At 72.1% G+C, this 26,841-nt stretch carries 22 protein-coding genes and 2 tRNA genes; 3 read left to right on the top strand and 21 right to left on the bottom strand.

The features are described from left to right. Positions 1–89: 89 nt before the first annotated feature. The 8 genes from ACFVXJ_RS07150 to ACFVXJ_RS07185 form a co-directional block, all read right to left on the bottom strand. Positions 90–162: transfer RNA gene (locus ACFVXJ_RS07150), tRNA-Ala, on the bottom strand. Positions 163–310: 148 nt separating this feature from the next. Beyond that, positions 311–544, bottom strand: a complete 234-nt coding sequence (locus tag ACFVXJ_RS07155) for a hypothetical protein (protein WP_136215681.1) — start codon at positions 542–544, stop codon at positions 311–313. 143 nt (positions 545–687) lie between these two features. Further along, positions 688–760, bottom strand: a tRNA-Ala gene (locus ACFVXJ_RS07160). Positions 761–898: 138 nt separating this feature from the next. Further along, complete coding sequence (locus ACFVXJ_RS07165) at positions 899–1,519, bottom strand: histidine phosphatase family protein (protein ID WP_389660107.1); 621 nt, start codon at positions 1,517–1,519, stop codon at positions 899–901. 86 nt (positions 1,520–1,605) lie between these two features. Further along, positions 1,606–2,052, bottom strand: coding sequence for a ribosome silencing factor (rsfS, locus tag ACFVXJ_RS07170; RefSeq protein WP_136215683.1), 447 nt, complete (start codon positions 2,050–2,052; stop codon positions 1,606–1,608). A 118-nt stretch (positions 2,053–2,170) separates the two neighbouring features. Next, the gene (locus ACFVXJ_RS07175; RefSeq protein ID WP_389659900.1) at positions 2,171–3,874 is read right to left on the bottom strand and encodes an LCP family protein; all 1,704 of its coding nucleotides are present in this window, start codon (positions 3,872–3,874) and stop codon (positions 2,171–2,173) included. A gap of 30 nt (positions 3,875–3,904) precedes the next feature. After that, positions 3,905–4,522, bottom strand: coding sequence for a nicotinate-nucleotide adenylyltransferase (gene nadD, locus ACFVXJ_RS07180; protein ID WP_389659903.1), 618 nt, complete (start codon positions 4,520–4,522; stop codon positions 3,905–3,907). Positions 4,523–4,639: 117 nt separating this feature from the next. Continuing rightward, on the bottom strand, positions 4,640–4,807 hold the full coding sequence (locus ACFVXJ_RS07185) for a hypothetical protein (protein ID WP_389659906.1): 168 nt from the start codon (positions 4,805–4,807) through the stop codon (positions 4,640–4,642). A 150-nt stretch (positions 4,808–4,957) separates the two neighbouring features. Between ACFVXJ_RS07185 and ACFVXJ_RS07190 the strand changes: the two genes are divergently transcribed. Next, positions 4,958–6,058 carry a M48 family metallopeptidase gene (locus tag ACFVXJ_RS07190; protein ID WP_389659909.1) on the top strand — a complete coding sequence of 367 codons (1,101 nt, stop codon included), beginning with the start codon at positions 4,958–4,960 and terminating at the stop codon, positions 6,056–6,058. Here ACFVXJ_RS07190 and ACFVXJ_RS07195 read toward each other — a convergent pair. The 7 genes from ACFVXJ_RS07195 to ACFVXJ_RS07225 all read right to left on the bottom strand — a co-directional run bounded on the left by ACFVXJ_RS07195 (position 6,045) and on the right by ACFVXJ_RS07225 (position 13,157). Beyond that, the gene (locus tag ACFVXJ_RS07195) at positions 6,045–7,208 is read right to left on the bottom strand and encodes a hypothetical protein (protein WP_389659913.1); all 1,164 of its coding nucleotides are present in this window, start codon (positions 7,206–7,208) and stop codon (positions 6,045–6,047) included. The two genes, ACFVXJ_RS07190 and ACFVXJ_RS07195, sit on opposite strands and share 14 nt — an antisense overlap. Before the next feature lie 81 nt (positions 7,209–7,289). Continuing rightward, positions 7,290–7,847 (bottom strand): hypothetical protein, encoded by a 558-nt coding sequence (locus tag ACFVXJ_RS07200; protein WP_389659915.1) that lies wholly within the window; start codon positions 7,845–7,847, stop codon positions 7,290–7,292. A 77-nt stretch (positions 7,848–7,924) separates the two neighbouring features. After that, positions 7,925–9,199 carry a glutamate-5-semialdehyde dehydrogenase gene (locus ACFVXJ_RS07205; RefSeq protein ID WP_389659917.1) on the bottom strand — a complete coding sequence of 425 codons (1,275 nt, stop codon included), beginning with the start codon at positions 9,197–9,199 and terminating at the stop codon, positions 7,925–7,927. 638 nt (positions 9,200–9,837) lie between these two features. Next, on the bottom strand, positions 9,838–10,248 hold the full coding sequence (locus ACFVXJ_RS07210; RefSeq protein ID WP_389659920.1) for a hypothetical protein: 411 nt from the start codon (positions 10,246–10,248) through the stop codon (positions 9,838–9,840). Positions 10,249–10,344: 96 nt separating this feature from the next. Further along, positions 10,345–11,472: a glutamate 5-kinase gene (proB, locus tag ACFVXJ_RS07215; protein WP_389659923.1), complete on the bottom strand. Its 1,128-nt coding sequence runs from the start codon at positions 11,470–11,472 to the stop codon at positions 10,345–10,347. Between the two features lie 78 nt (positions 11,473–11,550). Then, on the bottom strand, positions 11,551–11,979 hold the full coding sequence (locus ACFVXJ_RS07220) for a GtrA family protein (protein ID WP_389660110.1): 429 nt from the start codon (positions 11,977–11,979) through the stop codon (positions 11,551–11,553). 167 nt (positions 11,980–12,146) lie between these two features. After that, positions 12,147–13,157, bottom strand: a complete 1,011-nt coding sequence (locus ACFVXJ_RS07225; protein WP_389659926.1) for a glycosyltransferase family 2 protein — start codon at positions 13,155–13,157, stop codon at positions 12,147–12,149. Positions 13,158–13,340: 183 nt separating this feature from the next. On the opposite strand from ACFVXJ_RS07225, the gene ACFVXJ_RS07230 reads away from it, so the two are divergent. Next, complete coding sequence (locus tag ACFVXJ_RS07230; protein WP_389659929.1) at positions 13,341–16,211, top strand: CDP-glycerol glycerophosphotransferase family protein; 2,871 nt, start codon at positions 13,341–13,343, stop codon at positions 16,209–16,211. After that, positions 16,208–17,401, top strand: a complete 1,194-nt coding sequence (locus ACFVXJ_RS07235; RefSeq protein WP_389659932.1) for a glycosyltransferase — start codon at positions 16,208–16,210, stop codon at positions 17,399–17,401. Before ACFVXJ_RS07230 ends, ACFVXJ_RS07235 begins: the two co-directional genes overlap by 4 nt. A gap of 69 nt (positions 17,402–17,470) precedes the next feature. Here ACFVXJ_RS07235 and galE read toward each other — a convergent pair whose 3' ends face one another. From galE to ACFVXJ_RS07265, 6 genes are all read right to left on the bottom strand, one after another. Further along, complete coding sequence (gene galE, locus ACFVXJ_RS07240; RefSeq protein WP_389659935.1) at positions 17,471–18,472, bottom strand: UDP-glucose 4-epimerase GalE; 1,002 nt, start codon at positions 18,470–18,472, stop codon at positions 17,471–17,473. 69 nt (positions 18,473–18,541) lie between these two features. Next, positions 18,542–20,167 (bottom strand): glycosyltransferase family 2 protein, encoded by a 1,626-nt coding sequence (locus tag ACFVXJ_RS07245; protein ID WP_389659938.1) that lies wholly within the window; start codon positions 20,165–20,167, stop codon positions 18,542–18,544. Positions 20,168–20,233: 66 nt separating this feature from the next. Continuing rightward, positions 20,234–21,679 carry a GTPase ObgE gene (obgE, locus tag ACFVXJ_RS07250; RefSeq protein WP_389659941.1) on the bottom strand — a complete coding sequence of 482 codons (1,446 nt, stop codon included), beginning with the start codon at positions 21,677–21,679 and terminating at the stop codon, positions 20,234–20,236. 179 nt (positions 21,680–21,858) lie between these two features. Then, complete coding sequence (gene rpmA / locus ACFVXJ_RS07255; protein WP_030840805.1) at positions 21,859–22,113, bottom strand: 50S ribosomal protein L27; 255 nt, start codon at positions 22,111–22,113, stop codon at positions 21,859–21,861. Positions 22,114–22,126: 13 nt separating this feature from the next. Further along, positions 22,127–22,447: a 50S ribosomal protein L21 gene (rplU, locus tag ACFVXJ_RS07260; protein WP_030159347.1), complete on the bottom strand. Its 321-nt coding sequence runs from the start codon at positions 22,445–22,447 to the stop codon at positions 22,127–22,129. A 278-nt stretch (positions 22,448–22,725) separates the two neighbouring features. Beyond that, on the bottom strand, positions 22,726–26,751 hold the full coding sequence (locus tag ACFVXJ_RS07265; protein ID WP_389659945.1) for a ribonuclease E/G: 4,026 nt from the start codon (positions 26,749–26,751) through the stop codon (positions 22,726–22,728). Positions 26,752–26,841 lie beyond the last annotated feature (90 nt).

Below are 26,841 nucleotides of genomic sequence, written 5' to 3' on the forward strand. Positions count from 1 at the left end.
GCGCCCCCCGCCCCCCCCCCCCCGCCCGGCGGCTTCCCCCCCAACCCGTGGGCCCCCCCCCGCGCGGGGGCCCCCGCTTCTCTTCACTGTGGAGCTAAGGAGAATTGAACTCCTGACCTCCTGCATGCCATGCAGGCGCTCTACCAACTGAGCTATAGCCCCTTGTACCGCTGTACTGGCCGCCGCTTCGGTTTCCCTTGCCGGTTCCCCTCGGCGACGTCCCAAACATTACACGGTCATGGCCCTGGTCCAAAAATCGGTTTCCGCGACCCCGAGGCCATGACCGATATGTATCGCTACGCCCGTTTCATCATGCCTTGGCGAACTGGTAGAACCGCTTGAGCGTGCAGTGCTCGTCGAGCAGCCGGCCGTAGATCGGCTCCCCCTCCAGCTCGCGGTAGGTCTCGATGGGGTCGCCTTTTATGATCAGCGCCCGCGCGCATTCCTCGCACCAGTACTGGTAGTCGGGATTGACCGGCTCCATGTCCCGCACGATCGGCGTGCCGTTGTTGCACCAGTCGCACCGCCGCCGGTGTGCACCCATCCGTCAGCGACTCCCTCCCGCGTCGGGCCGTCGTGTCCCCCTCCGGCCGTCCGATTCTGCCATGCCGGTACGGGCCGGGTCAGCAAGCACAAAAGGAACAAACGCAAGTATCCCGCCCCCTGTTGGGGACGGGATACCGATTGTGGAGCTAAGGAGAATTGAACTCCTGACCTCCTGCATGCCATGCAGGCGCTCTACCAACTGAGCTATAGCCCCGCTCTCCGCCGCGCCTGGCCCGTTTCCGGTGTTCCGCGCTGCGAACAAGAAGAACTCTAGCCTGGGACCAGCCGGAAAGTGAAATCCGGCCGTCGCCCGCATCGGCGCTGCTCAGCCGAGAGTGCTCGGCCGACGTGCTCAGTCGTCGTCGCCGAGCACCGGCTCCGGCAGCGTGCCGGCGTTGTGCTCCATGAGCCGCCAGCCGCGCGCGCCCTCGCCGAGGACCGACCAGCAGCAGTTGGAGAGCCCGCCCAGGCTCTCCCAGGAGGACGAGTCCAGCCCCAGCAGCCGCCCGATGGTCGTACGGATCGTCCCGCCGTGGCTGACCACGACCAGCGTGCCGCCCTCGGGCAGCAGGTCGGCGTGGCGCAGCACCACCGGCGCGGCCCGGTCGGCGACTTCGGTCTCCAGCTCGCCACCACCGCGCCGTACGGGCTCGCCGCGCTTCCACGCCGCGTACTGCTCGCCGTACTTGTGCAGGATCTCCTCGTGCGTGAGCCCCTGCCACTCGCCCGCGTACGTCTCGCGCAGCGCCGCGTCGTGCGCCACCGGAAGGCCGGTGACGCCGGCGAGTTCGGCGGCCGTGGCGGAGGCGCGACGGAGGTCGGAGGCGACGATGGCGTCCGGCTTCAGCGACGCGAGCAGCCGGGCGGCGCGGCGCGCCTGCGCCACACCGGTCTCGGTCAGCTCTATGTCCGTGGACCCCTGGAAGCGGCGCTCCAGGTTCCAGGAGGTCTGTCCGTGCCGCCAAAGGACGATCTTCCGGCCGGTCCCGCCGCTCTTGCCGGCCGATACGGCCGGTGCGGTGGAGGCGGACGTACCGGTCGTGCCCGTGTCGGTCGTGCTCAGAACAGATCACCGTCCAGTTCGTCGTCGCCCTGCGCCTCGCGCAGCTTCGCGTGCTCCTCGGCCTTGCCGATGGTGAGCTTGGCGTCCTCGGGCAGCTCGATCTCGGGGCAGTCCTTCCACAGGCGCTCCAGCGCGTAGAAGACCCGCTCCTCGCTGTGCTGGACGTGCACGACGATGTCGACGTAGTCGAGCAGGATCCAGCGGGCGTCGCGGTCGCCCTCGCGGCGCACCGGCTTGGCGCCCAGTTCCTTGAGCAGGCGCTCTTCGATCTCGTCCACGATCGACTTGACCTGGCGGTCGTTGGGCGCGGAGGCGAGGAGGAAGGCGTCGGTGATCGACAGCACGTCGCTGACGTCGTACGCGATGATGTCGTGCGCGAGCCGGTCGGCCGCGGCCTGGGCGGCGGCGGTGATGAGCTCGATGGAGCGGTCCGTGGCGGTCACTGGCCATGCTTTCGGGTTGGCGGGCAGATCCTCTCAAGGGTCTCACGTACCGCAGACACCGCCCGCGCGGAAGGTTCCGCCCGGGCGAACGCCCAGCTCACAGCCTGGACGCGAGGGCTCAGCCCGCCTTGTAGTCCTTGCCGAGCAGCACCACGACGTCCGCGTTCACCGTACTTTCGGCCTTCTTCACGGCCGTTTCCGGCAGCCCCAGCGTCCTGGCCACCTCGATCGCCTTGGGCCGCTGCGCGTCGTCCTGGTAGGTGATCTGTGAGAGGGCCGCGGTCTTGTCGGCCTTGCCGCCCTGAACCAGCGTGTAGCCGCCGTTCAGCAAGGCCGCCTTCGCCGCGAGCTGCGTCTTGTCGTCCCCGGTGGCGTCCTTGAGGCCGATCCGGGGAGCGGCGCCGGGAACGGAGGCGCCGGCACCGCCGAGGATGTCGTCGACGGCCTTCTTGCCCGGGCCGTCGTCGAGCGAGCCGTCCGGTTTCACGGGCAGTACCTCGGTGCGGTAGGCGCCCACCTTGGCGTGCTCGCCGATCCGCGACAGCAGGGCGCCCAGGTTCTGCGCGTTGAGCGCCGGGTCCAGGATCTGGCCCATGCTGTCGACGGTCGCCGCGGCCGCCTTCGGATCGCCGGGGACCTTGCGCAGGACCGCGTAGAGCACCTTGCCGAGCCGCTCCAGTTGCCTGCCCTCCGGCTCGCCCTGCGCGCGGTAGGTGGCGTACGCGACGGCCATCGCGCCGGTCAGGCTCTGCTTGGCGCCCTGGGTCACGGCCGGCGTCTTGGCCTGGTCGTCGGCCGGGACCGCGGTGTCGGTGTCGACCTCGATGCCGCCGACCAGTTCGACGAGCCGCTCCAGGAAGGGGGTGTCCAGGCGCCAGGTTCCGCCGATGCGGGTGCCCAGGACCGAGTCGAGTGCCTCACGGGTGCCGAGGCCGCCGTCCTCGACCGCCTTGGACAAGGGCCGGACCGTGCCGTCCTCCTTGGGGACGTTCAGGGTGTTCGGCAGCAGGACGGTGGCACCCTGCTTCGTCGTCACGTTGTCGACGAGCAGCGCCGTGGAGGAGCCGCCCTTCTTGGTGTTGAGCACGTGGACGACGATCATGTCGCGTTTCTGCGCCCCGGGGGCGGCCGTCTTCTTCTGCGCGTCCGGCCCGTCGAGGAAGGGCAGCCCGCCCGCGTACCAGAGGTAGCCGACGCCGCCGACGACGAACAGGGCGACGACGACGATCAGCGCGACGATCCGGTTGCGGCCGCGGCGGCGGGCCTCCTCGCGCCGCTCGGTACGGCTCTCGGTGAAGGCGAGCCAGTCGATGACGTCCTCGGACTCCTCGTCCGGCTGGTCGATGAAGGCGAACATCTCGGTGCGGTAGTCCCGGCCGGCCTGGGGCTCGGCGGCGCGGGCGGGACGGGGCCCGGCCTCGGAGGCGGCCTCGGGGGCGGCCCGGCGCGGCTCGGGGACGTGCGGTGCGGGCCGCGGGTCCGGGGCCGGCTGCTGCGGCGCCTGCTGCTGGGGGATCCACTGCCGGGCCTGCTGCGTGTCGTACCCGTGGCCCGCGCCGTGGGCGTACTGCTCCCGGCCGTACGTGCCGTCCTGCGCGCCGGGGTCCGGCGCCGCCGCCTGCTGCTGCTGCGGGTAGGCGGGCTGCTGGGGGGCGTAGCCCTCGTACGCGTATCCGTACGGCTGCTCGTACGCCTCCTGGGCGGCGTCGGGGGCCTGGGCCGGCCCTCGCCCGTACACCGGCCGACCGTACGGGTCGTAGCCGATGAACTGCTGCTGCTCCTGGGCGGCGTACGGGTCGTACGGATCCTGTCGGTCGTTCACCGCGGGGCCCCTCTCTCCGGAACCGGAAGCTCAGGCTCCCCGGTACAGCTCACGCTTGTCGATGTAGCGCACCACACCGTCCGGCACCAGATACCAGACGGGGTCGCCCTGCGCCACGCGCGCCCGGCAGTCGGTGGACGAGATCGCGAGCGCGGGCACCTCGACGAGGGAGACACCGCCCTCGGGCAGCCCGTCGTCGGTCAACACGTGGCCCGGCCGGGTCACCCCGATGAAGTGCGCGAGGGCGAACAGCTCCTCGGCGTTGCGCCAGGTCAGGATCTGCGCAAGGGCGTCGGCACCGGTGATGAAGAACAGGTCCGAGTCCTGGTTGAGGGCGCTCAGGTCCCGCAGCGTGTCGATGGTGTAGGTCGGGCCGCCGCGGTCGATGTCGATCCGGCTCACCGAGAACTGGGGGTTCGAGGCCGTCGCGATGACCGTCATGAGGTAGCGGTCCTCGGCCGGCGACACGACGCTGTGCGACTTCTGCCACGGCTGGCCGGTCGGTACGAACACCACCTCGTCGAGGTGGAAGAGGGCGGCCACCTCGCTGGCGGCCACCAGGTGTCCGTGGTGGATCGGATCGAATGTCCCGCCCATCACGCCGAGACGGCGCTTGACCGGGCCGGTAGGCGTTCCCTGCTCTCCCATGAGCGCAGAGCCTACTGGCCCGGTGGCCCGGCCCCGACCCGCGTCCGAGCGGCTGCCCGGGGACACGGGCTGCCGGGCGTCGCGCGGGGACCGCGAGGACGGCGAGGACAACGGGGCCTAGCGGTCGCGGTTGAGGCGCGTGGTCACCCAGAGCAGGAGCAGCAGGATGCAGAAGGCGCCGCCACCGGTCAGGTAGGGGCTCAGGCTGTCGTGGTTGCCGCCGTGCTGCTCGGCACCCTCCGAGGCGAGAACGACCAGGTTGTGGGTGGTGGTGGAGAGGCTCATCAGGCAGGTACCTATCGAGTCGGGAGGGAGCGGAGACTTCCCTCACATCGTATGCGGGGGCCCCGGGCACGCTCACGCCGACTCAGGCGTTGGAGAGGATGGACGCGTGAGCAGACGTGTCTGTCCAGGTCTATCCAGGGGGAGGGCGCTATGACGAACACCGGAACCGAGAAGGTACCGGCCCGGAACCGCAGGAGGTTCCCCGGCATTTCCTCGCGGGCGTACGAGCATCCGGCGGACCGCTCCGCCCTCGTCGCCCTGCGCAAACTCAGCGGCTTCGACACGGTGTTCAAGGCCCTCAGCGGGCTGCTGCCGGAGCGGAGCCTGCGACTGCTGTTCCTCTCCGATTCGGTCCGGGTGGGCGAGACGCAGTTCCCCCACCTGCACGGCATGCTGCTCGACGCCTGTTACGTCCTGGACCTGGAGCGGGTCCCCCAGATGTACGTACAGCAGGACCCCAAGCCGAACGCCATGTGCATCGGGCTGGACGAGCCGATCATCGTGGTGACGACGGGCCTCGTCGAGCTGCTCGACGAGGAGGAGATGCGGGCCGTGGTGGGCCACGAGGTGGGTCACGCGCTGTCCGGGCACGCCGTGTACCGCACGGTCCTGCTGTTCCTGACGGGCCTGGCGCTCAAGGTGGCCTGGATCCCGCTGGGCAATGTGGCGATCATGGCGATCGTCACCGCGCTGCGCGAGTGGTTCCGCAAGTCGGAGCTGTCGGCGGACCGGGCCGGGCTGCTGGTGGGACAGGACGCGCACGCGTCGATGCGCGGCCTGATGAAGCTGGCGGGCGGTCACCACCTGCACGAGATGAACGTGGACGCCTTCCTGGCCCAGGCCGAGGAGTACGAGTCGAGCGGTGACCTGCGCGACTCCGTGCTGAAGATCCTCAACATGCTGCCGCGTACGCACCCCTTCACCACGGTCCGCGCGGCCGAGCTGAAGAAGTGGTCGCAGAGCCGGGACTACCAGCGGATCATGGACGGCCACTACCCGCGGCGGGACGAGGACAAGGACGCGTCGGTGAGCGACTCCTTCCGTGAGTCCGCCTCGCACTACGCCGACTCGGTGCGCGGCAGCAAGGATCCGCTGATGAAGCTGGTCGGCGACATCGCCGGCGGCGCGGGCGACCTGGGCGGCAAGCTCCGCGACGCGTTCACCGGCTCCGGTTCCGGTTCCAACGGAGCCGCCGGGCGCCGGGACGAAGGCAGGGGCGACGCCGGCAAGGGCGGGGCTACGGAGGCGTAGTCGCGCCGTCCGGCGCGCTCGGGACGGCGGCGTCCGGGGTCGCGGGGGTCGCGAGGACGCCGCACAGCCCGGCCGCGCGCCTCGGCTGACCGCCGGCGTACGGATCGCTGGCCGGCGGGCCGACGGTGGTCGGGCCGGCCCCGGCGAGCAGCGGCTTGAAACCCGCCGCCGGGTCGGCGGCGCAGTCCTGCGGTCCGGCCATCACGTAGGCGGCGACGAGCTCCGTGCGTCGGGCGGTCAGGTCGGCGCGGTCGAAGCGCATCTGCAGTTCGCGCCGCACGGTGAAGAGCGAGGCTCCGTCGGCGGCCGCCGGCGACCCGCTGGCGGGACGCACCGCGTAGACGAAGGTGTGGTCGGAGGTCACCTGCAACGCGTCCGGGGTGACCTCATCGAAGGCGAGCGTGCCGTTCACCCGTACGCGGGCGTCGGCGAGCGCGGCGGTCCCGGCGTCGAAGCGGACCAGCCAGCCGGTGGCGGCGTGCCGGCCGTCCCCGGAGGGCGAGGTCATGCTCTGGTCGAACTGGGCGTCCTGCCCCGGGTCGAGCAGGACCCGTACGGGCCGGGAGGCGGCGCCGGCCAGGACGTCCGGGTCCAGCGAGGACTGCACCAGGTAGTCCTTGGCGATGGACAGCGCCGAGAGGACCTGGCTCTCGCTGAAATGCGGGGTACGGCGCACGGCGGGCAGGCTGATCCCGGCCGCCCCGACGAGGTACTGCGCCGCGGGGCTGTTCGCGAACAGGTCGGCGGGGCGTCCACCGGGCACGGGCACGGTCGGCGCGAGCGGGACGACGACGCTCGCGAGCGGCTGCGCCTCGCCCTGGGGCGCGGGCAGGTACGGGTTGCGCAGGCCCATGTACACGGCGACCGCGAAGGCGGTGGCGATGAGCAGCACGAGCAGCATGCCCTGCCGGGCGCCCCTGCCGGGCGCGCCGGTGCGGTGCCCGACGCCGCCGCCGGACCAGAGGGAGCGGCTGCGTACGGCTCGGGCGTGCTCGCCCATGCGTTCCTCGGCGGAGAACTCCTGGAGCCGGGCGGCGCGCACGAACTCCTCGTCGAACACCACGGACCGGTACTCGTCCGGCCGGAAGTCGTCGTCGCCCCCGCCGATTCCGTCGGGGGTGCCGTTGGGCGGATCTCCTGGAACGGCCATCGCTTCTCCCCGCTGTCCCCGCTTCAGAGAAGCCCCCGGCTCCGATCACGCGAGTGGGGTCGTGCTCAAGGGGTCGTACTTTCAGGGTTGGCGGCCGACGGGGTACATAAACGCCCCCGCGCCGGTGACTTCACGCAGCGGGGTACTGGCTGGGACGGGGGCCGGGTCCGGGTCGCCTTCGGCACTGCGGTACACCGCGCTGAAGGCCAGGGCGACCATGCCCAGGCCCATGACGACGGCCAACACCCAGGCGACCGGCCGCAGCCACGGCGAGCGACCGCGGTAGGGCCGCAGCCGGCCCCCGTAGGCCCCGTAGGGACCCTCCGGGTAGCCGGGGCCGTAGGCGCCGTGCTCCCAACCGGGTTCGTCGATGCCGAAGGCGCCGGGCGGCCCGTATCCGAATGCCTCGTGGTCGTCCTCGCCGGGCCGGCCACCGGCCACGCGCGCGGCCTCGGCGGCTTCCGCGCGGGCCCGGTCGGCGGCCCATTGGCGCTCGGCCGCGCTCGGTTCGTGAATCTCGGCGTTCCGGACGAAGGCCTCGTCGAACACCACGGAGGCGAAGTCCTGATCCGCGCCTCCGCGGTCGTCGTCGGGCTCACCGTCGTCCGGGAACGGCTTGCCCCCCACGTCGTCCGGCACGGGAACAGCGTAGACCTGGGGGGCCGCTTTGGGCAGGGTGTAACCGGAAATCCGGCCACACCGCGTGGCCGGCCGGGCTACCGGATGTGACCGTCTCCGGTGACGATGTACTTGGTCGAGGTCAGCTCGGGAAGGCCCATCGGGCCGCGGGCGTGCAGCTTCTGGGTCGAGATGCCGATCTCCGCGCCGAAGCCGAACTGACCACCGTCCGTGAACCGGGTGGAGGCGTTCACGGCGACCGTGGTCGAGTCGACCAATTGGGTGAAGCGGCGGGCGGCGGCCTGCGAGGTGGTGACGATCGCCTCGGTGTGCCCCGAGGTCCAGCGGCGGATGTGGGTGACGGCCGCGTCGAGGGAGTCCACGACGGCGGCGGCGATGTCGTACGAGAGGTACTCGGCGGCCCAGTCCTCGTCGGTGGCGGGCAGCGCGGTCACCTTGGTGCCCTCGGCGTACGAGAGCACCTCGCCGTCGCCGTGGACGGTGACGCCGGCGTCGGCGAGGGCGTCGAGGGCCAGGGGCAGGAAGGCGGCGGCGATGTCGCGGTGCACCAGGAGCGTCTCGGCGGAGTTGCAGACGGAGGGCCGCTGGGCCTTGGAGTTGACGAGGATGTCCACGGCCATGGCGAGGTCGGCCTGGGCGTCGACGTAGACGTGGCAGTTTCCGGTGCCGGTCTCGATGACCGGGACGGTGGATTCCTCGACGACGGTCTTGATGAGCGAGGCACCGCCGCGCGGGATGAGGACGTCGACGAGGCCGCGGGCGCGCATCAACTCGCGGACGGAGTCGCGGGATTCGCCGGGGACGAGCTGGATCGCGTCCGCGGGGAGGCCGGCGGAGACGATCGCGTCGCGGAGGATGCCGACGAGGGCGGTGTTCGAGGCGTAGGCGGAGGAACTACCGCGCAGCAGAACGGCGTTGCCGGCCTTGAGACAGAGGGCGGCGGCGTCGACGGTGACGTTGGGACGGGCCTCGTAGATGATGCCGACGACGCCGAGCGGGACGCGGATCTGGCGCAGGTCGATGCCGTTGGGGAGGGTCGAGCCGCGGACGACCTCGCCGACGGGGTCGGGGAGGGCGGCGACGTCGCGCACGTCGGAGGCGATGGCGCGGACCCGCTCGGGGGTGAGGGTGAGACGGTCGATGACGGTCTCGCTCGTGCCGGCCGCGGCGGCCTTGGCGGTGTCGACGGCGTTGGCCTCGACGATCTCGGCGGTACGGGCCTCCAGCGCGTCCGCGATGGCCAGCAGGGCGGCGTCCTTGGCGGACCGCGGGAGCGGGGCGATGGCCGCGGCGGCGGTCCGGGCGGCGCGCGCGGTGGCGGTGACGGGGCTGGGGGCGTCGTACGAGGTCATGCGGCCCAGGGTAATCCCCGGCGGGTCGCCACCCGACGCGGTTTCACCCCGCGAGACGCGTCCCGCCGCGGGGCTCCACCGGGCACCAAGGGGACCGACCCGTTGCCCCTCGGCAGTGCGGGGTCTGCCCCGCCCCCTGCTCGGCCGAGCGGGGAGAGTGAGCCGCTGCACGGCAGCCACTCGGGCTCCGCCCGGACCCGGTCCTCGAACGCCGGACGAACTGCGAATGCCCGGCCGGGCGGAGCCGCAGCCGGGCGCCGAGCTGAGCCGCGGCCCTGGCCGGGGCGGTGGCCCGGCAACGGTCGGCCTTGGCCTCCGGGCCCCGGACTCGGCGGAGCCGGGGTGCGCTGCGCGGGCCTTCTCCCCGCCCCGCCCTTTCACCGCCTCCCGGGACTCCGCCCGGACCCCCGCGCCTCAAACGCCGGCGGGGCTGGAAATGCCAGGGGCCGGAGCCTCAAGTCCCCGAGTTCGGCGGTGAACGTCCGGCCCGCCGGCGCCGGGCCCTCAAGCGCGGGGCGACGGAACGGCCTCCGAGACAGGCAGCCACGGGACCCCGCCCCTCGTCCGGCGGTCGGAGGCCGCCGCAGCGGGCCGAAGCCCGGGAAGCGTCCCGGCGCTGACCGGTGCGAGGGACGCGTCTAATACGGGTGCACGCCGACCGGGTGGGCCGGGGGTGGGCCGTAACCTTCGGCCACGCGTTGGTGGTAGGTCGCGCGGTCGATGACCTCCAGGCCGACGATCTCCCACGGGGGCAGCCGCGCCGAGGAGCGGTGCTCGCCCCACAGCCGCAGGGCGACGGCCGCCGCGTCGTGGAGGTCGCGGGCCTCCTCCCAGTACCGGATCTCCGCATGATCATCGGCATACCGGCTGGTCAACAGAAACGGGTGATCATGCGCGAGCTGCTCCAGCCCGCGCCGCACCTCGCACAGCGGGGCCGGCTTGCCGGAGACGCTCAGGGTCACGTGCCAGAGACGGGAGGTGTCGCCCTGATGCCCGCCTCCGCCGCCGTCACCGTCCCCGGTGCCGACGCTGGTCAGCGCTCGCCTCACCAGCCGCCTCCTGTCTGCTCCACCACGCCCCGCGTGTCCGTCTGCCTCTCACAGTTGACCAGTCCTTGGCCTGCCGTGCGGCGGTTTTACCGAACCTCAGCCCTCCAGCAGCACCAGATCGTCCCGGTGGACGACCTCCCGCTCGTACTCGGGTCCGAGCTCTCGCGCGAGCTCGCGGGTGGAGCGCCCCAGCAGCCTCGGGAGTTCCTTGGCGTCGAAGTTGACCAGGCCCCGGGCCACCGCGCGACCGTCCGCGGACCGCAGCTCCACGGGATCACCGGCGACGAACTCCCCCTCCACCGCGGCGATCCCGGCGGGCAGCAGCGAGCTGCCGCGCTCGGTGACCGCCCGCACCGCGCCGTCGTCGAGTACGAGGTGTCCCTGCGGGGTCGAGGCGTGCTGGAGCCACAGCAACCGGTCGGCGGAGCGGCGGCCCGTCGCGTGGAAGAGGGTGCCGGTGGTGCGCCCGGCGAGGGCGTCCGCTGCCTGGCTGGCGGAGGTGAGGACCACCGGGACACCGGCCGCCGCCGCGATCCGGGCGGCCTCGACCTTGGTGACCATGCCGCCGGTGCCGACGCCCGCCTTGCCCGCGCTGCCGATCGAGACGTGGGCGATGTCCTCCGGGCCGCGGACTTCCTCGACGCGGGTGGTGCCGGGGAGCGACGGGTCGCCGTCGTAGAGGCCGTCGACATCGGACAGCAGGACCAGCAGGTCGGCGCGGACCAGGTGGGCGACGAGGGCCGCCAGCCGGTCGTTGTCGCCGAACCGGATCTCGTCCGTGGCCACGGTGTCGTTCTCGTTGACGACGGGCAGGGCGCCCATGACGAGGAGCTGGTCCAGGGTCCGGTAGGCGTTGCGGTAGTGGGCGCGCCGGCTGGTGTCGTCGCTGGTCAGCAGCACTTGGCCGACGCGGATGCCGTAGCGGGCGAAGGAGGCGGTGTAACGGGCGACGAGCAGTCCCTGTCCGACGCTCGCGGCGGCCTGCTGGCGGGCGAGGTCCTTGGGCCGGCGGCGCAGTCCCAGGGGGGAGAGGCCGGCGGCGATGGCGCCGGAGGAGACGAGGACTATCTCCTTCTCGCCACCGCTGCGGGCCTTGGCCAGGACGTCTACCAGCGCGTCCACCCGGTCGGCGTCGAGTCCGCCCGCCGCGGTGGTCAGCGAGGAGGAGCCCACTTTGACGACGATCCTGCGGGCGTCCACGACGCTCTGCCTAGCCGCTGACACGTCTTCCCCTTGCCCCTTGCCTGCCTGATCCTTGCGCCCTCAATCTACGGGGTGGCCGGAGGGCGCCGCGCGGCGGTTTCAGAGCGTGGACGAGCTGTGGGCCGGGTCCTGACCGGTGCCGGCCCGGTCCGGCCCCGGCCCGGCCGCCGCCCGGGCCGCCCCGGGGACGAGGATCTTGCGCGAGAGCAGGAAGGTGAACGGGATCGCCACCACGGCCGCGACCAGCGGGGCGATCCGGGTGTCCATCCCGGCCCAGGTGACGAGGGCGTAGAGGCCGACCGACTGGATCACGTAGTTGGTGACGTTGGTCAGCGGGAAGAGGGCGAACTTCTTCCAGGTCGGCCTGGTCCGGTAGGTGAAGTAGGTGTTCATGAAGAACGAGCCGACCATCGAGAGCAGGAAGGCCAGGGTGTACGCGGCGAAGTACGGCATCCACGGGTGCAGGAACAGGTAGATGCCGAAGAAGGTGCCGGTGTTCACCCCGCCGACCAGGCCGAAGCGGAGGATCTGCCCGAGCTGCTCGCGCCGGGTGCCGGAGGGGCCGGACCGGCCGGAGGGGCCGGACGGGCCGGACGGGCCGGACGGGCCGGACGGGCCGGACGGGCCGGACGGGCCGGAGGGGCTGCCGGTGCCGCCGGTGCCGCCGGTGCCGTTCGTGCCCCGGGTGCCGTCGGTCATCCGCGACCGCGCTCCACGATCACGGCCTCGCCGACGGCCCCGGCCCCGCTCACGGCCGCGCCTCGGGCGGTGCCGTCCCGCCCCGCGCCGTGTGCTTCCTTGACCAGGAAGTGCGGCCTGCGCTTGGTCTCGTAGTAGATGCGGCCGATGTACTCGCCGATCAACCCCAGCATGATCATCTGCACGCCGCCCAGGCCCGTGATCAGCGCGACGAGGGTGACGTACCCGGGGGACTCGACGCCGTGGGTGATCGCCATCACGGTGATCCACAGCGCGTAGAGCCCGGTGAGCCCCACGAGGGACACGCCGAGCCAGATCCCGATCCGCAGCGGCCGGTTGTTGAAGGAGATCAGGCCGTCCATGGCGTAGTTCAGCAGGGAGCCGAACTTCCACTTCGTCTCCCCCGCCTCGCGCTGGGCGTTGCGGTAGTCGAAGTGGACGGTGTCGAAGCCGATCCAGGAGAAGAGTCCCTTGGAGAACCGGTTGTACTCCGGCAGCGACAGCAGGGCGTCGACGGCCGCGCGGGAGAGCAGCCGGAAGTCGCCGACGCCGTCGGTCAGCTCGACGTCGACCCAGCGGTTGACGCCGCGGTAGTAGAGCCGGCTGAGGGCGGAGCGGACCTTCTTGTCCCCCTCGCGCGTGCGCCGGGCGATGATCTGGTCGTGGCCCTGCCGGTGGTAGTCGAGCATGGTGGCGATCAGCTCGGGCGGGTGCTGGAGATCGGCGTCCATGATCACCACGGCGTCGCCGGTGGCCTCGCGCAGGCCGGCGAGCATGCCGGCCTCCTTGCCGAAGTTCCGGCTGAAGGAGACGTAGCGCGTCTGCTCGCCGTGCGCCTCGGCGATCTTGCGGAGCTTCTCCAGGGTCCCGTCGCGACTGCCGTCGTCGACGTAACACACCTCATAGGTGACGGGCAGCGCGTCCAGGACCCTGCGGATCTCGACGTCGAAACTGTCGATGACTGCTTCTTCGTTGTAGCAAGGGACAACTACCGACAGCTTGGTCATGAACACTTCCTGCTGGGTCCGAACGGGTGATTGTCGGCGACCGGACCCGCCACACACCTCTTCCTCAGAAGTATGCACGGCCGGGGCCGGCCTGCCGGAGTCTGGCGTGACACACGGTAGCTTTGACGGGCGGGGGGTCCCCTCGGACGGAGTCCGAGGGCGGAATGGAACAAAGGGATCGAGGTGCACGTGCCTGACGTCTCCGTGGTCGTCATCGTCTATAACGACGCAGAGCGTCTGTCGACAGCCGTCCAGTCGGTTTTGGACCAAACCCTTCACGGGGTCGAAGTCGTGATCGTGGACGACTGCAGCAAGGACCGGTCCTACGCGGTCGCCCAGGAACTGGAAGCAGCGCATCCGGGCAGGGTGCGGGCCTTTCGCCTGCCGGAGAACAGCGGCGGCTGCGGCGCGCCGCGCAACCACGGCATCCGGCAGGCCACCGGCACCTACGTCATGTTCCTGGACAGCGACGACGTGCTGGAACGCAACGCCTGCCGCAACATGCTGGCCGCGGCCGAGCGGACGGGCTCCGACCTGGTCTCCGGCATGTGCGTCCGCGTACACCTGGACAACCGGTGGGGCAAGACCACCGAGTGGTACCCCTGGATCTACTCGGGCACCCGCACCCTGGAGTCGATCACCGAGTACCCGGACCTGCTGGTGTACGACACCCTCTCCACGAACAAGTGCTACCGGCGCGCGTTCCTGCTGGAGCAGGGCCTGGAGTTCCCGGTCGGCATCCACTACGAGGACCTGCTCTTCTCCGCGCAGGCGTACGTCGCCGCGCGCCGCATCACGCTGATCCCCAACCACGTCTACTTCTGGAACGTGGTCGAGAAGGCGGCGGCGAAGTCGATCAGCAACCGGCGCCACGAGATCGCGAACTTCGTCCACCGGATGGAGATCCACCGGCGGGTCGACGAACTGCTGGCCGCCAAGGGCCACACCGACATCAAGACCGCCAAGGACGCCAAGTTCCTCAAGCACGACCTGGTGCTGCACCTGCGCGACCTGCCCCTGCTGGGCGACGCGTACCGCCAGGAGTTCGCCCGCCTGGCCAACGGCTACCTGGCCGGCATCGACCCGGCCGCGTACGACAGCGTCAACCACCTCCAGGCCATCTGCGCCTACCTGCTCGGCAAGGAGGACTGGGACAACCTGCTGCTGGCCGCGGACGCGATGACCAACAAGGGGCGCCTCACGTCCCCGCTGGCCGAACGCGACGGCCGGATCTACTGGTGCGCCGGCCACCTCGACGACGCCGAGGGCCGCCGGATACTGGACGTCACCGAGCAGGGCTTCCACACCACCGCGCTCCCCTCGCTGTCCCTGGGCAACCGCCTCACCTCGTACGAGGACGACGGGCGCGGCACGGTGACGCTGTCCGGCGCCGTCGTCAACCCGCTCGGCCGCATCCCGGAGGGGCAGGAGCTCAAGGCCACCCTCGAATTCCGGGCCCGCCGCCAGATCGGCGTGCGCTCGTTCGCCTTCCCGGCGACGACCGTGCGCCACGCGGGTGACACGATCGAGTGGACCGCGACCGCCGATGTCGCGGGCACCGTCCGCCCGCTGGGCATCATCGACGCCGTCTGGGACGTCCGGCTGAAGCTGACGGCCGGCACCGAGCGGATCACCACCCGCGTCTCGGTCGGCGGCGTCGACCTGGAATCGGCGGCCCGGCTGCGCGTGCGGCCCCGGCTGACCCGGCTGGTCTCCGACCGCTTCGAGCCGGAGGTGACCAAGAAGGGCAACCTCTCCTACGTCCTGACCGCCGAGGGCGCCGCCGCCGTACGCACCCGGACGCTGATCGACAGCGCGATGCACGGCAAGGCCGCCGGCGTGGTCAAGCGCGGTCTGCGCAAGGCCCTGCGGGCCCGCCGCAACATCGGTTCGGGCGAGCAGAAGGTGAAGGTCTACCACGAGGTCTTCTCGAAGCTGCCGCTCAAGAAGGGCACCGTCGTCTTCGAGAGCCACATGGGCAAGCAGTACAGCGACAGCCCGAAGGCGATCTACGAGGAGATGGTGCGCCAGGGCGTGCCGTTCGAGGCGATCTGGTCCTACGCGGGCGGCAAGCCCACCGGCTTCCCCAAGGAGGCCACCCTGGTGCGCCGTTGGAGCTGGCCGTACCTGCGGGCGCTGGCCCAGGCCGAGTTCTGGATCGACAACCAGGGCTTCCCACTGGCGCTGACCAAGCGCGCGGGCACCACGTACATCCAGACCTGGCACGGCTCGGCGCTCAAGCGGATGGGCTTCCACGAGCCCCGCACCAAGGCCCAGGGCAAGGCAGGCCAGGACCGCTTCCAGGCGGCCGTGGACCGCTTCGACCACTTCCTGATCCGCTCCGAGCACGACGCCCGGACCCTCGCCAAGGGCTTCCGGCTGCGCGACGAGGTGCTGATGCGCAGCGGCTACCCGCGCAACGACGCCCTGGTCGAGGCGCACCGCGCCGAGGTGGAGAGCGGGGAGCGGGTCCGCGGGTCGCTCGCCGCGGATCTCGGCATCGACCCGGACAAGCGGGTGCTGCTGTACGCGCCGACCTTCCGGGCGGCCGCCGACGGCGCGGTGGAGAACTTCGCCTTCCCCTTCGACGTGGAGGAGTTCGCGGACCGGCTGGGTGACCGTTTCGTCCTGCTGGTGCGCACGCACTACCTGAACAGCGTCTCGCTGCCGCCGTCGGTCGCCGGCCGGGTGATCGACGTCTCCCGGCACCACGACATCACCCCGCTGCTGGCGCTCGCCGACGGCCTGATCACCGACTACTCGTCGGTGATGTTCGACTACGCCGTCCTGGACCGGCCGATGATGTTCTTCGCCTACGACTACGAGGCGTACGCGACGGACATCCGCGGCACCTACTTCGACCTCAAGGAGAAGGCGCCGGGGCCGGTCGTGGCCACCGCCGACGAGCTGATGCAGGCCGTCTCCGCCTTCGACGAGGCCGACGTCAAGTACGCGGAGGCGCGCCGGCGCTTCCTCACCGAGTTCGGCGAGTACGACCGCGGGGACGCCGCCCGCCAGATCGTCGAGAAGTTCTTCACCAGGAGCGGCAAGTGAGCCAGCAGAGCGCCGCCGAACCGGCCGTCGCGCCCGCGTCGGACGGACGTGACATCTTCCTCGTCTCCAACAGCGTGGACGAGCTCGGCGGTGTGACCACGTGGTCGCACCAGATGGCCCGGCTCTTCACCGACCGCGGGCACCGGGTGCACGTCATCGGCATCGCGCCGGTCGAGGAGGAGCTGCGGCAGAAGTTCCCGCAGGACCTCCCGTACGAGACGACGACCCTGTACGCGACCCGTCCGCCGGGCGCGCGCAGGCTGACCGGCATCAAGGGCCGGCTCAACGCCCCCGAACGGCGTCGCCAGGCGGCCCGCCGCGCGGGGATGCGGGCCAAGGCCGAGACGCTGAACTCGCTGTTCCGCGCCGCCCGCCCGGGCGCCGTGGTCATCGTCACGCAGGTGTGGGCGATGGAGTGGGTGGCGCTCGCCGACACCAAGGGGCTCACCCTCATCGGCATGAGCCACGAGTCGTACGAGGCGAGCCACACGTCCTCCCGGGGCGAGCGGGTGCGCCGCTTCTTCAAGGACGCCGACCGGCTGCTGGTGCTCACGCCGGAGGACGCGGACGCCTGGATCCGGGCGGGCGTGCAGAACGTGGACAGCATGCCGAACCCGTTGCCGTTCATGCCGGACTCCCCCGCCCCGCGCACCGAGAAGGTCGTCGCGAGCGTCGGCCGCCTCGCGTTCGAGAAGGGCATGGACCTGCTCCTCGACGCCTGGGCGGACGCGGCTCCGCGCCACCCCGACTGGGTCCTGCGGATCTACGGTGCGGGCGTGGAGGAGCCGAAACTGCGGGCGCACGCCGCCGACCTGGGCATCGAGGCCTCCGTGCGGTGGATGGGCAGCACCGACGACGTGCTGGGCGCGCTGCGCGGGGCTTCGGTCTTCGCGCAGGCGTCGCGGGCCGAGGGTTTCCCCATCACGCTGCTGGAGGCGATGGCCGCGGGCCTGCCGGTGGTCGCGTTCGACTGCGCGCCGGGCGTGCGGGAGATCGTGCGGCACGGTGAGGACGGGCTGCTGGCCCGGCTCGGCAACACGATGGAGCTGGCGGGGCACCTGGACGTGCTGATGACGGACGGGGGGCTGCGCGACCGGCTGGGCGACACCGCGTTCCGCGATGTCCGCCGCTACTCCAGCGCCGAGATCACCGACCGCTGGGAGGAGCTGTTCTCCTTCCTGGAGCGCTGACCTCCGCGCCTGCGTACGAAGCCGCCCGCCCCGGAACCGATCCGGGGCGGGCGGCTTCGTACGAGCGGATTACCTGCCCACCTGCTCCACGGCGCCGACGCGGTTGGCCTCCCAGCCCGCCCAGGCCGAGGTGATCATCTCGCGTACGTCGTGCTTGGCCTTCCAGCCCAGCTCGGCGGCGATCTTGTCGGCGGAGGCCACCACCTTCGCCGGGTCACCGGGGCGGCGCGGGGTGACCACGGGGGCCAGGTCGTGCCCGGTGTGGGCGTTCATCAGCTCGACCATCTCGCGGACGGAGACGCCCTCGCCGCGGCCGATGTTGACGGTGAGGTCCTGGTACTGGCCCTGCGCGCCCCACTCGGCGAGCTTGCGGGCGGCCACCACGTGGGCGTCCGCGAGGTCCTCGACGTGGATGTAGTCGCGGATGCAGGTGCCGTCCGGGGTCGGGTAGTCGTCGCCGAAGATCCGCGCACCCTCGCCCGCGCTGTAGCGCTCGAAGACCATCGGGACGAGGTTGAAGACGCCGGTGTCGGCGAGCTCGGGCGTCGCGGCGCCCGCCACGTTGAAGTAGCGCAGGCAGGCGGTGGAGATGCCGTGCGCCTTCCCGGCGGCGCGGACCAGCCACTCGCCGGCCAGCTTGGTCTCGCCGTACGGGCTCAGCGGCAGGCACGGGGTGTCCTCGGTGACGAGGTCGACGTCCGGCATGCCGTAGACGGAGGCGGAGGAGGAGAACAGGAAGTTGCGGATGCCGGCGGCGGCCACGGCCTGGAGCAGGACCGTCAGGCCCTGCACGTTCTCGTTGTAGTAGTACAGCGGCTTCTCGACGGACTCGCCGACCTGCTTCTTGCCCGCGAGGTGCACCACGCCGGTGATCTTGTGCCGCGCGATGGTCTCGTCGAGGGTCAGCCGGTCCAGGACCGAGCCGATCACCAGCGGCACGCCCTCCGGGACACGGCTCTCGTCGCCCGTGGAGAGGTCGTCCAGGACGACGACCTCCTCGCCGGCGAGCAGCATCGCGCGGACGACGTGCGCGCCGATGTACCCGGCGCCACCGGTGATCAGAAATGTCATGCCTAGTCTCCCGAGTCCTGTCAGTCCTGTGGGTCTTGCTCTGTCCCGGCGGCGGAGGTCACCCGGCCCTCAGCCCGACCGCGGCGCCGCCTTGGCCCCGGCCCGGCCGAGCCGGTTGCGTACGAAGCTCAGCGCACCCGCCGCCCCCGGCGCGAGCCGGACCGCCAGCGAACCGCCGGCCGTCCGGTACGGCTGCGCCAACAGAACACCGTACCGGCTACTTGGCAGGGCGCGTCGGCGCAGCAGGTCGTCCAGGGGGCGCGGGGAGGTGACCAGGGAGCTGCCGTCGGCACACTCCACGCCGATCCGCACGCCCCACGCCTGCATCCCGCGCCGACCCTGCCGCCGCCCGGCCTCCGCCAGCGTGGTGAGGTGGAACGGCACGTCGCAGACCCAGCCGTCGCCGTCCTCCGCGGGGCGCAGCTCCACCGGCGCCCCGTGTACGGGTTCCCCGCCCGAACGCGGCACGAACAGCGGCCGGGCGGTGCGCGGGCCGGCCGCGGCGAGCCGCCCGTACAGGTCGCGCACCCGCAGGCGCAGCGACGCGACGCCCGCCGCCCGGGCGTCGATGGTGACGGGCAGTGCCTCGGTCGGCAGTTCCGCGAGCCGGTCCAGCTCCACCGGAAGCTCCTCGCTCCACACCGGCGTCCCGTCGGGGGCGGTGGCGTAGGGGGGCTCCAGGCGCGGCGGTTCGGCGGCGAAGCGGGCGAGCCGGTCGAGGTCGCCGGGCGGGGTCGCGGTGGCCCGCAGGACCCGTACGATCCACCGCGCGTGCGCCCCGGCGGCCTCGATGTCGGCGTCGGCGAAGCCGGCCAGGTAGTCCCGGGTCAGGGTCCACCAGGCGGCCTGGTACTCGGGGTCCCGGCCGATCTCGCGAAGGTACATGCGCAGGTCGTACTCCAGGAACTTGACCTGGCAGGCGTGCCCCAGCTCCGGCGAGGACTCGGTCAGGATCCGGGAGGCGGTGCGGTGGGCCTCGATGCGCGAACGCCAGTTGCCGACGTCCTTGCGGTCGAGGGAGATCGACACCCGCGCGGCGCCGCGGCGCACGTGCCAGACGTAGACGAGGTCGTCGATCACCGCGACGCGGGGCTCGGCGGCCAGCACGCGGGCAGTGAAGACGAAGTCCTCGTAGCGGAACCGGCCGTCGGGGAACCGGATCGCGTGCGCGTCCAGGAAGGCGCGCTCGTACAGCTTGTTGACGCACAGGGTGTCGCGGACCAGCCCGGGCCGCTGCGCGGGCCGTTCGATCACGTCACCGGGGGTGTAGAGCCCCGGCACCCACGGCACGTCCTGGTACTGCGGCAGTTCGCGCCGCACGCACGCGCCCACGGTCACCGGCGTCCGGTGTTCCCGCGCGGCGCTGACCAGGGCGTCGGCCGCACCCGGCGGCAGGACGTCGTCGCTGTCCAGGAAGAGGACGTACGGGGCGGTCGCGGCCGCGATCCCGTCGTTGCGCGGGGTCCCGCAGCCGCCGCTGTTCTCGGTCCGGTGCAGGACCTTCACCCGGGGGTGCAGGGCCGCCAGCTCGTCCAGCACCCTCGCGGTGTCGTCGGAGGAGGCGTCGTTCACGGCGAGGACCTCGGCGACCACCGGGCCCTGGGCGAGAGCCGAGGTAACGGCCTCGCCCACGAGCCCGGCGTCGTTGTACGCGATCACCACGACGGAAACGGTGGCGGCATTGGTGCTGGTCACCTGGTGGATCCTAGGCGACCCGGGTAAAGGTCACCTCAACCGGACCGGTCAGCGCCGGGGCGGGCGTCAGAACGGGCGGAACTCGTCGTACTCCTGCTGCGCCGCGTCACCGCGCTTGGCGTCCCGCTCCTTGCGGCGCTGCGTGGCCGGACGCGGGGCCTCCATGCGGTGGTCCTCGCCACGACGACCCAGCATCTCGGCGCCGGCCATCATGGTCGGCTCCCAGTCGAAGACGACGGCGTTCTCGTCGGAGCCGATGGCCACGCCGTCACCGGCGCGGGCGCCGGCCTTCTTGAGCGCGTCCTCGACACCGAGGCGGCTGAGCCGGTCGGCGAGGTAGCCGACGGCCTCGTCGTTGTTGAAATCGGTCTGGCGGACCCAGCGTTCGGGCTTCTCGCCGCGCACGTTGTAGACGTCCTCGACCTCGTCGTAGGTGACGGTGAAGCCGGCGTCGTCCACGGCCTTCGGGCGGATGACGATGCGGGTCGCCTCCTCCTTCGGCTTGCGGGCGCGCGCCTTCGCGACGACCTCGGCGAGGAAGTAGGAGAGCTCCTTGAGGCCCGTACGGGCGACCGCGGAGACCTCGAAGACCTTGTAGCCACGGGCCTCCAGGTCCGGGCGGACCATGTCGGCGAGGTCCTTGCCGTCCGGGATGTCGACCTTGTTGAGGACGACGAGGCGCGGGCGCTTCTCCAGACCGCCGCCGTAGATCTTGAGCTCTTCCTCGATGACGTCGAGGTCGGCCACCGGGTCGCGGTCGGACTCCAGGGTGGCGGTGTCCAGTACGTGCACCAGCACCGAGCAGCGCTCGACGTGGCGCAGGAACTCCAGGCCGAGGCCCTTGCCCTGGCTGGCGCCCGGGATCAGACCGGGGACGTCGGCGATGGTGTAGACGGTCGAGCCGGCCGTGACCACGCCGAGGTTCGGGACCAGGGTGGTGAACGGGTAGTCCGCGATCTTCGGCTTGGCGGCGGAGAGCACCGAGATCAGCGAGGACTTGCCGGCGCTCGGGAAGCCGACCAGCGCCACGTCGGCGACGGTCTTGAGCTCCAGGACGATGTCGCCGGTGGTGCCGGGAACGCCGAGGAGCGCGAAGCCGGGCGCCTTGCGGCGCGCGGAGGACAGCGCGGCGTTGCCGAGGCCGCCGCGACCGCCCTCGGCGGCGACGTACGTGGTGCCCTGGCCGACGAGGTCGGCGAGGACGTTGCCCTCCTTGTCGAGGACGACGGTGCCGTCCGGCACGGGCAGGACCAGGTCCTGGCCGTCCTTGCCGGAGCGGTTGCCGCCCTCGCCGGGCTTGCCGTTGGTGGCCTTGCGGTGGGGGCTGTGGTGGTAGTCGAGCAGGGTCGTGATCGCCTGCTCCACCACCAGGATGACGTCGCCGCCACGGCCGCCGTTGCCGCCGTCGGGGCCGCCGAGCGGCTTGAACTTCTCCCGGTGAACGGAGGCGCAGCCGTGGCCCCCGTTACCCGCGGCGACGTGCAGCTCGACGCGGTCCACGAAGGTGGTCATGGGTGTTCCTCCAGATACATACGGGATATGTCCCGGGCAGTCCGTATTGCTACCGCTGCCCATTAAACGTGGTCTATATGACCAACGCGCCGAGGGCGGACCTCTCTTCCCGGCTCGCGCCGGAAAGAGCTGAGATCCGCCCTCGGGAGGTTACGAACGCCTGGTCAGCAGAGCTGAGATCAGGCGGCCGGAACGATGTTGACGACCTTGCGGCCACGGTGCGTGCCGAACTGGACCGAACCGGCCTGCAGCGCGAACAGCGTGTCGTCGCCACCACGACCGACACCCGAACCCGGGTGGAAGTGGGTGCCGCGCTGGCGGACGAGGATCTCACCGGCGGAAACGACCTGACCGCCGAAGCGCTTCACGCCGAGCCGCTGGGCATTGGAGTCGCGCCCGTTCCGGGTGGACGATGCGCCCTTCTTGTGTGCCATGTCTCAGTCCCTCTTACTTCGCAGCCGTGGGGATACCGGTGACCTTGATCGCCGTGTACTGCTGGCGGTGACCCTGGCGACGGCGGTAGCCGGTCTTGTTCTTGTAGCGCAGGATGTCGATCTTGGCGCCCTTGTGGTGGTCCACGATCTCGGCCTGAACCTTGATCCCGGCCAGCACCCACGGGTCGCTGGTCACGGCGTCGCCGTCGACAACGAGCAGGGTCGAGAGCTCGACCGTGTCGCCAACCTTGGCAGTGGAAATCTTGTCAACCTCAACGATGTCACCAACAGCAACCTTGTGCTGGCGACCACCGCTGCGCACGATGGCGTACACGCGGATCTCTCTCTCACTCGGGACGGATGCTCCTGAAGCCAGCCGCTCACATGGGCCGGGGCCCACGGTGATCCGGATTGGACGAGCGGCCTCTCCCGTGCGGCGCACAGCGCAGCGAATGGGAGGAAGGTGCTCAGGAGCGCGACGCGCACCAGACGTACAAATCGCCTGGGACATGCCGACGGTCTAGGTTACGGGCCTGGTTCCAGGGGGTCAAACCGGCCTCCGCAAGGCCGTGGGCCCCGCCGGACGGCGGGGGCCCACGGCCGTACGACGGATCAGCCTTCGGCGGGAGCCGAGACCGACGGCGGCGTCTGCTGCTCGGCCGCCGCGGTCTTCTTCGTCGCCCGCTTGGCGGGGGCCTTCTTGGCCGCCGTGGTGGCCGTGGTGGCCTTCTTGGCGGCCGTCTTCTTCGCGGTGGCGGTCTTGGTGGCCGCCGCCTTCTTGGCCGGGGCCTTCTTGGCCGGGGCCTTCTTCGCCGCGGTGGTGGTCGCCTTCTTGGCGGCGGTCTTGCGGACCGCCTTCTTGGCGACGACCGGAGCGTCCTCCTCGGCCTGCGCCGCGGGCTGCTCCGCCTCCGCCGGCGCCTCGGCCGGGGTCTGCGGCTCCGCCGACGGCGTCTCGACGACCAGGACGGCCGCCTCGGCCGCGCCCGCCGGGGAACCGGCCGGGGCGGTGGCCTTACGGGTCGCACGGCGACGCGGACGGGCCGGAGCCGCCTCGGCCACGGGCTCGGCCGGGGCCTCCTCCGGGGCGACCGGCGCGGGCTCGGGCTCGACCACGGGGGCCGGCTCGGGCTCGACCACGGCCTCGACCACGATCTCCGGCTCGGCCGAAGCCGCCGGGGCACCCGCCGGGGCGGTCGCCTTACGGGTCGCACGGCGACGCGTACGGCCCTTCGGGGCCTCCTCCACCGGCGTGGCCACGATCGTCTCGGCGGCCTCCACGGCCTCCTCGACGACCTCCACGGCCGGCTCCAGCACGGTGTCGGCCGGTGCCACGACCGGCTCCTCCTCGATGACCGGGGTCACCGGGACGGCCGGGGCCACCGGAGCGGCCTCGGCCTCGGCCGGGGCCTGCGCCGGTGCGGCGGTCGCACCGCGCGGGGCGCCCCCCGGAGCGGTCGCCTTACGGGTCGCACGGCGACGGTTGCGACGGCTGCTGACACCCGCGGCGGCCTCCGCCTCGGCCGGGCTGCTGTACAGCTCCTCGCCCGCGACGAACTCCGGCTCGGGCAGCGCACGCGGCGCCGCGACCTCGGCCGCGACCTCCGCCTCCGTCTCGGCCTCGTACTCCTCGACGTCGACGGTCTCGACCGTGTCCACGGCCTCGATCTCGTGGTCGTGCTCGTGACCGCGGCCGGCACGGCGCTTGGAGCGCTTGCCGTTGCCACCGCCACCCGCCGCGGTCGGGATGTCCATGTGCACGATGACACCGCGGCCGTTGCAGTGGACACAGGTCTCGGAGAAGGACTCCAGCAGACCCTGACCGACCCGCTTGCGGGTCATCTGCACCAGACCCAGCGAGGTGACCTCGGCCACCTGGTGCTTGGTCCGGTCCCGGCCCAGGCACTCCAGCATGCGGCGCAGCACCAGGTCGCGGTTGGACTCCAGCACCATGTCGATGAAGTCGATGACGACGATGCCGCCCAGGTCGCGCAGCCGCAGCTGGCGCACGATCTCCTCGGCCGCCTCCAGGTTGTTCCTGGTGACGGTCTCCTCCAGGTTGCCGCCCTGACCGGTGAACTTGCCGGTGTTGACGTCGATGACGATCATCGCCTCGGTCTTGTCGATCACGAGGGAACCGCCCGAGGGCAGCCACACCTTGCGGTCGAGCGCCTTGGCGAGCTGCTCGTCGATCCGGTACGTCGCGAAGACGTCCACCTCGGAGGTCCAGCGCGACAGCCGGTCCGCGAGGTCCGGCGCCACGTGGGACACGTAGCCGTGGATGGTCTCCCACGCCTGGTCACCGCTGACGATGACCTTCGAGAAGTCCTCGTTGAAGATGTCACGCACGACCCGGACCGTCATGTCCGGCTCGCCGTACAGCAGGCTCGGCGAAGACGTCGTGATCTGCTTCGACTTCTTCTGGATGTCCTCCCACTGGGCCTGCAGGCGCTCGACGTCACGGCGCAGCTCGTCCTCGCTCGCGCCCTCGGCGGCGGTGCGCACGATGACGCCCGCGTCCTCGGGGACGATCTTCTTGAGGATGGTCTTCAGCCGCGCGCGCTCGGTGTCGGGCAGCTTGCGGCTGATGCCGGTCATCGAGCCCTCGGGCACGTAGACCAGGTACCGGCCGGGCAGCGAGACCTGGCTGGTCAGCCGGGCGCCCTTGTGGCCGATCGGGTCCTTGGTGACCTGCACCAGGACCGACTGGCCCGACTTGAGGGCGGACTCGATGCGGCGCGGGCCGTTGGCCATGCCCAGCGCCTCGAAGTTGACCTCGCCGGCGTACAGGACGGCGTTGCGGCCCTTGCCGATGTCGATGAAGGCGGCCTCCATCGACGGCAGCACGTTCTGGACCTTGCCCAGGTAGACGTTGCCGACGTACGAGGTGGCTTCTTCCTTGTTGACGTAGTGCTCGACGAGCACGTTGTCCTCGAGGACGCCGATCTGGGTGCGCTCGCCCGCCTGGCGGACGACCATCACGCGCTCGACGGCCTCGCGGCGGGCCAGGAACTCGGCCTCGGTGATGATCGGGACCCGACGACGGCCCTGCTCACGGCCCTCGCGGCGACGCTGCTTCTTCGCCTCCAGACGGGTCGAGCCCTTGATGGACTGCACCTCGTCCGACGGCTCGGCCTTCTCGCGGGCCGGGCGCGGCTCGCGGACCTTGACGACGGTACGGATCCCGTCCTCCTCGGCCGCCTCGACGTCCGTGCCGCTGTCACCGCTGCGACGGCGACGACGCCGGCGACGCCGGCTGGAGCTGGAGCCCAGGGCGCCGGACTCGTCGGCGTCGTCCTCCTCCGCCTCCTCGTCGGCTTCCTGCTCGGCCTCGGCCTCGGCGTCCTCATCGGCGGACTCGTCCAGGTCGGCGGCCTCACCGCGGCGACGGCGACGGCCACCGCGACGGCGGCGACGCGACGGGCGCTCGCCGTCGCCCTCCTCGTCGTCGAGGTCGGCGGCCTCGGCCTCCACCTCGGACTCCTCGGCCTCGTGAAGCTCTACGTCGGCCAGCGAGACGGGGGCGGACGCGGCCGGGGCGGGGGCGGCGGGGGCCGACTCGGCGGCGGGAGCGGTCTCGACCGCGCCACGGCCGCGGCGGCGACGACGGCCGGCCGGCTGCGCGGCGGGGGCCGCGGCGGCCGGGGCCTCGACCTCAGCCTCGTCCTCCTCCTCGGCTTCCTCGGCCCGGGAGGCGGCGGCAGCGGCCGCGGCGGCCATGGCGGCGGTCTCCGGGGTCTGGAACATCGGCTCGGCGAACACCGGCGCCTGGAACACGGCCACGGCGGGACGGGCGGCGCGGCGGGCGCCACGCGACGGGGCCGCGGCGGCGGGCGCTTCGGGCTCGGCGGCGGCGGGCTGCGCGGAGGCGGCCGGCGCGGCGGAGCGGGTGGCGCGGCGGCGTCCGCCGCGCTTCGGGGAGTCGACGGCGTCCGCGACGGTGACGGTGGCCTTGGCGGCGACCGGCTCCTCCACAGCGGGCGCGGCGGCGGGCGCGGCGGCGGCTTCCGCGGCCGGAGCCTCCGGGGTGGACACGGCGCGGGTGGCCCGGCGGCGGGCACGCGGCGCGGGGGCGGCCGGCTCTTCCACGACGGGCTCTTCCACGACCGGCACGGCTTCCGCGGCCGGAGCCTCGGGGGCCGTCACTGCGCGAGTGGCCCGACGACGGGCACGCGGCGCCGGGGCGGCCGGCTCCTCCGCGACGGGTTCTTCCACGACCGGCACGGCTTCCGCGGCCGGAGCCTCGGGGGCCGTCACTGCGCGGGTGGCCCGACGACGGGCACGCGGCGCGGCAGCGGCCGGCTCCTGCGCCACCGGAGCCTCCGCGGCGGCAGCGGCGGCGGGGGCCGGAGCCTCGACCACCACCTCCGCCACCGTGTCGGCGACCGGGGCGGCCACGGCGCGGGTCGCGCGGCGGCGGGTACGGGCCGGGGCGGCGGCCGGAGCGGCCTCCTCGGCGGGAGCCGGTGCGCCCTCGGCGGCGGCCGGAGCGGCCTCCGCGGCAGCGGCGCCGGGCGGCCCGGCGGGCCGGGACGCGGCACGACGACGCCTGCGCGGCGGCAGGCTGTCGCTCGGGGTTCCGCTGTCGGCGTTGCCGGCGGCGGTGGGGTTGGTGTTCTCGGTTTCGTTGTCGAGCATGCGGGCGGTTCTCCCGTCACGCTCCCGGGCGCCGCGGCTGACATCCGGTCCGGCACGGCTTCGCGCGAGGGGCGTGGAGCCGGCCTCCGG

It is taken from the genome of Streptomyces sp. NPDC058279, assembly GCF_042881255.1.
In the GTDB taxonomy this organism is placed as follows: domain Bacteria; phylum Actinomycetota; class Actinomycetes; order Streptomycetales; family Streptomycetaceae; genus Streptomyces.

Excerpts from the sequence above, each read along its gene's own strand:
- ACFVXJ_RS07185 (WP_389659906.1), bottom strand. The coding sequence starts at position 4,807 with ATGAGCCTCTCCACCACCACCCACAACCTGGTCGTTCTCGCCTCGGAG.
- obgE (WP_389659941.1), bottom strand. The coding sequence starts at position 21,679 with ATGACCACCTTCGTGGACCGCGTCGAGCTGCACGTCGCCGCGGGTAAC.
- ACFVXJ_RS07155 (WP_136215681.1), bottom strand. The coding sequence starts at position 544 with ATGGGTGCACACCGGCGGCGGTGCGACTGGTGCAACAACGGCACGCCG.
- ACFVXJ_RS07190 (WP_389659909.1), top strand. The coding sequence starts at position 4,958 with ATGACGAACACCGGAACCGAGAAGGTACCGGCCCGGAACCGCAGGAGG.
- nadD (WP_389659903.1), bottom strand. The coding sequence starts at position 4,522 with ATGGGAGAGCAGGGAACGCCTACCGGCCCGGTCAAGCGCCGTCTCGGC.
- ACFVXJ_RS07265 (WP_389659945.1), bottom strand. The coding sequence starts at position 26,751 with ATGCTCGACAACGAAACCGAGAACACCAACCCCACCGCCGCCGGCAAC.
- ACFVXJ_RS07195 (WP_389659913.1), bottom strand. The coding sequence starts at position 7,208 with ATGGCCGTTCCAGGAGATCCGCCCAACGGCACCCCCGACGGAATCGGC.
- ACFVXJ_RS07205 (WP_389659917.1), bottom strand. The coding sequence starts at position 9,199 with ATGACCTCGTACGACGCCCCCAGCCCCGTCACCGCCACCGCGCGCGCC.
- rpmA (WP_030840805.1), bottom strand. The coding sequence starts at position 22,113 with ATGGCACACAAGAAGGGCGCATCGTCCACCCGGAACGGGCGCGACTCC.
- ACFVXJ_RS07225 (WP_389659926.1), bottom strand. The coding sequence starts at position 13,157 with ATGACCAAGCTGTCGGTAGTTGTCCCTTGCTACAACGAAGAAGCAGTC.
- galE (WP_389659935.1), bottom strand. The coding sequence starts at position 18,472 with ATGACATTTCTGATCACCGGTGGCGCCGGGTACATCGGCGCGCACGTC.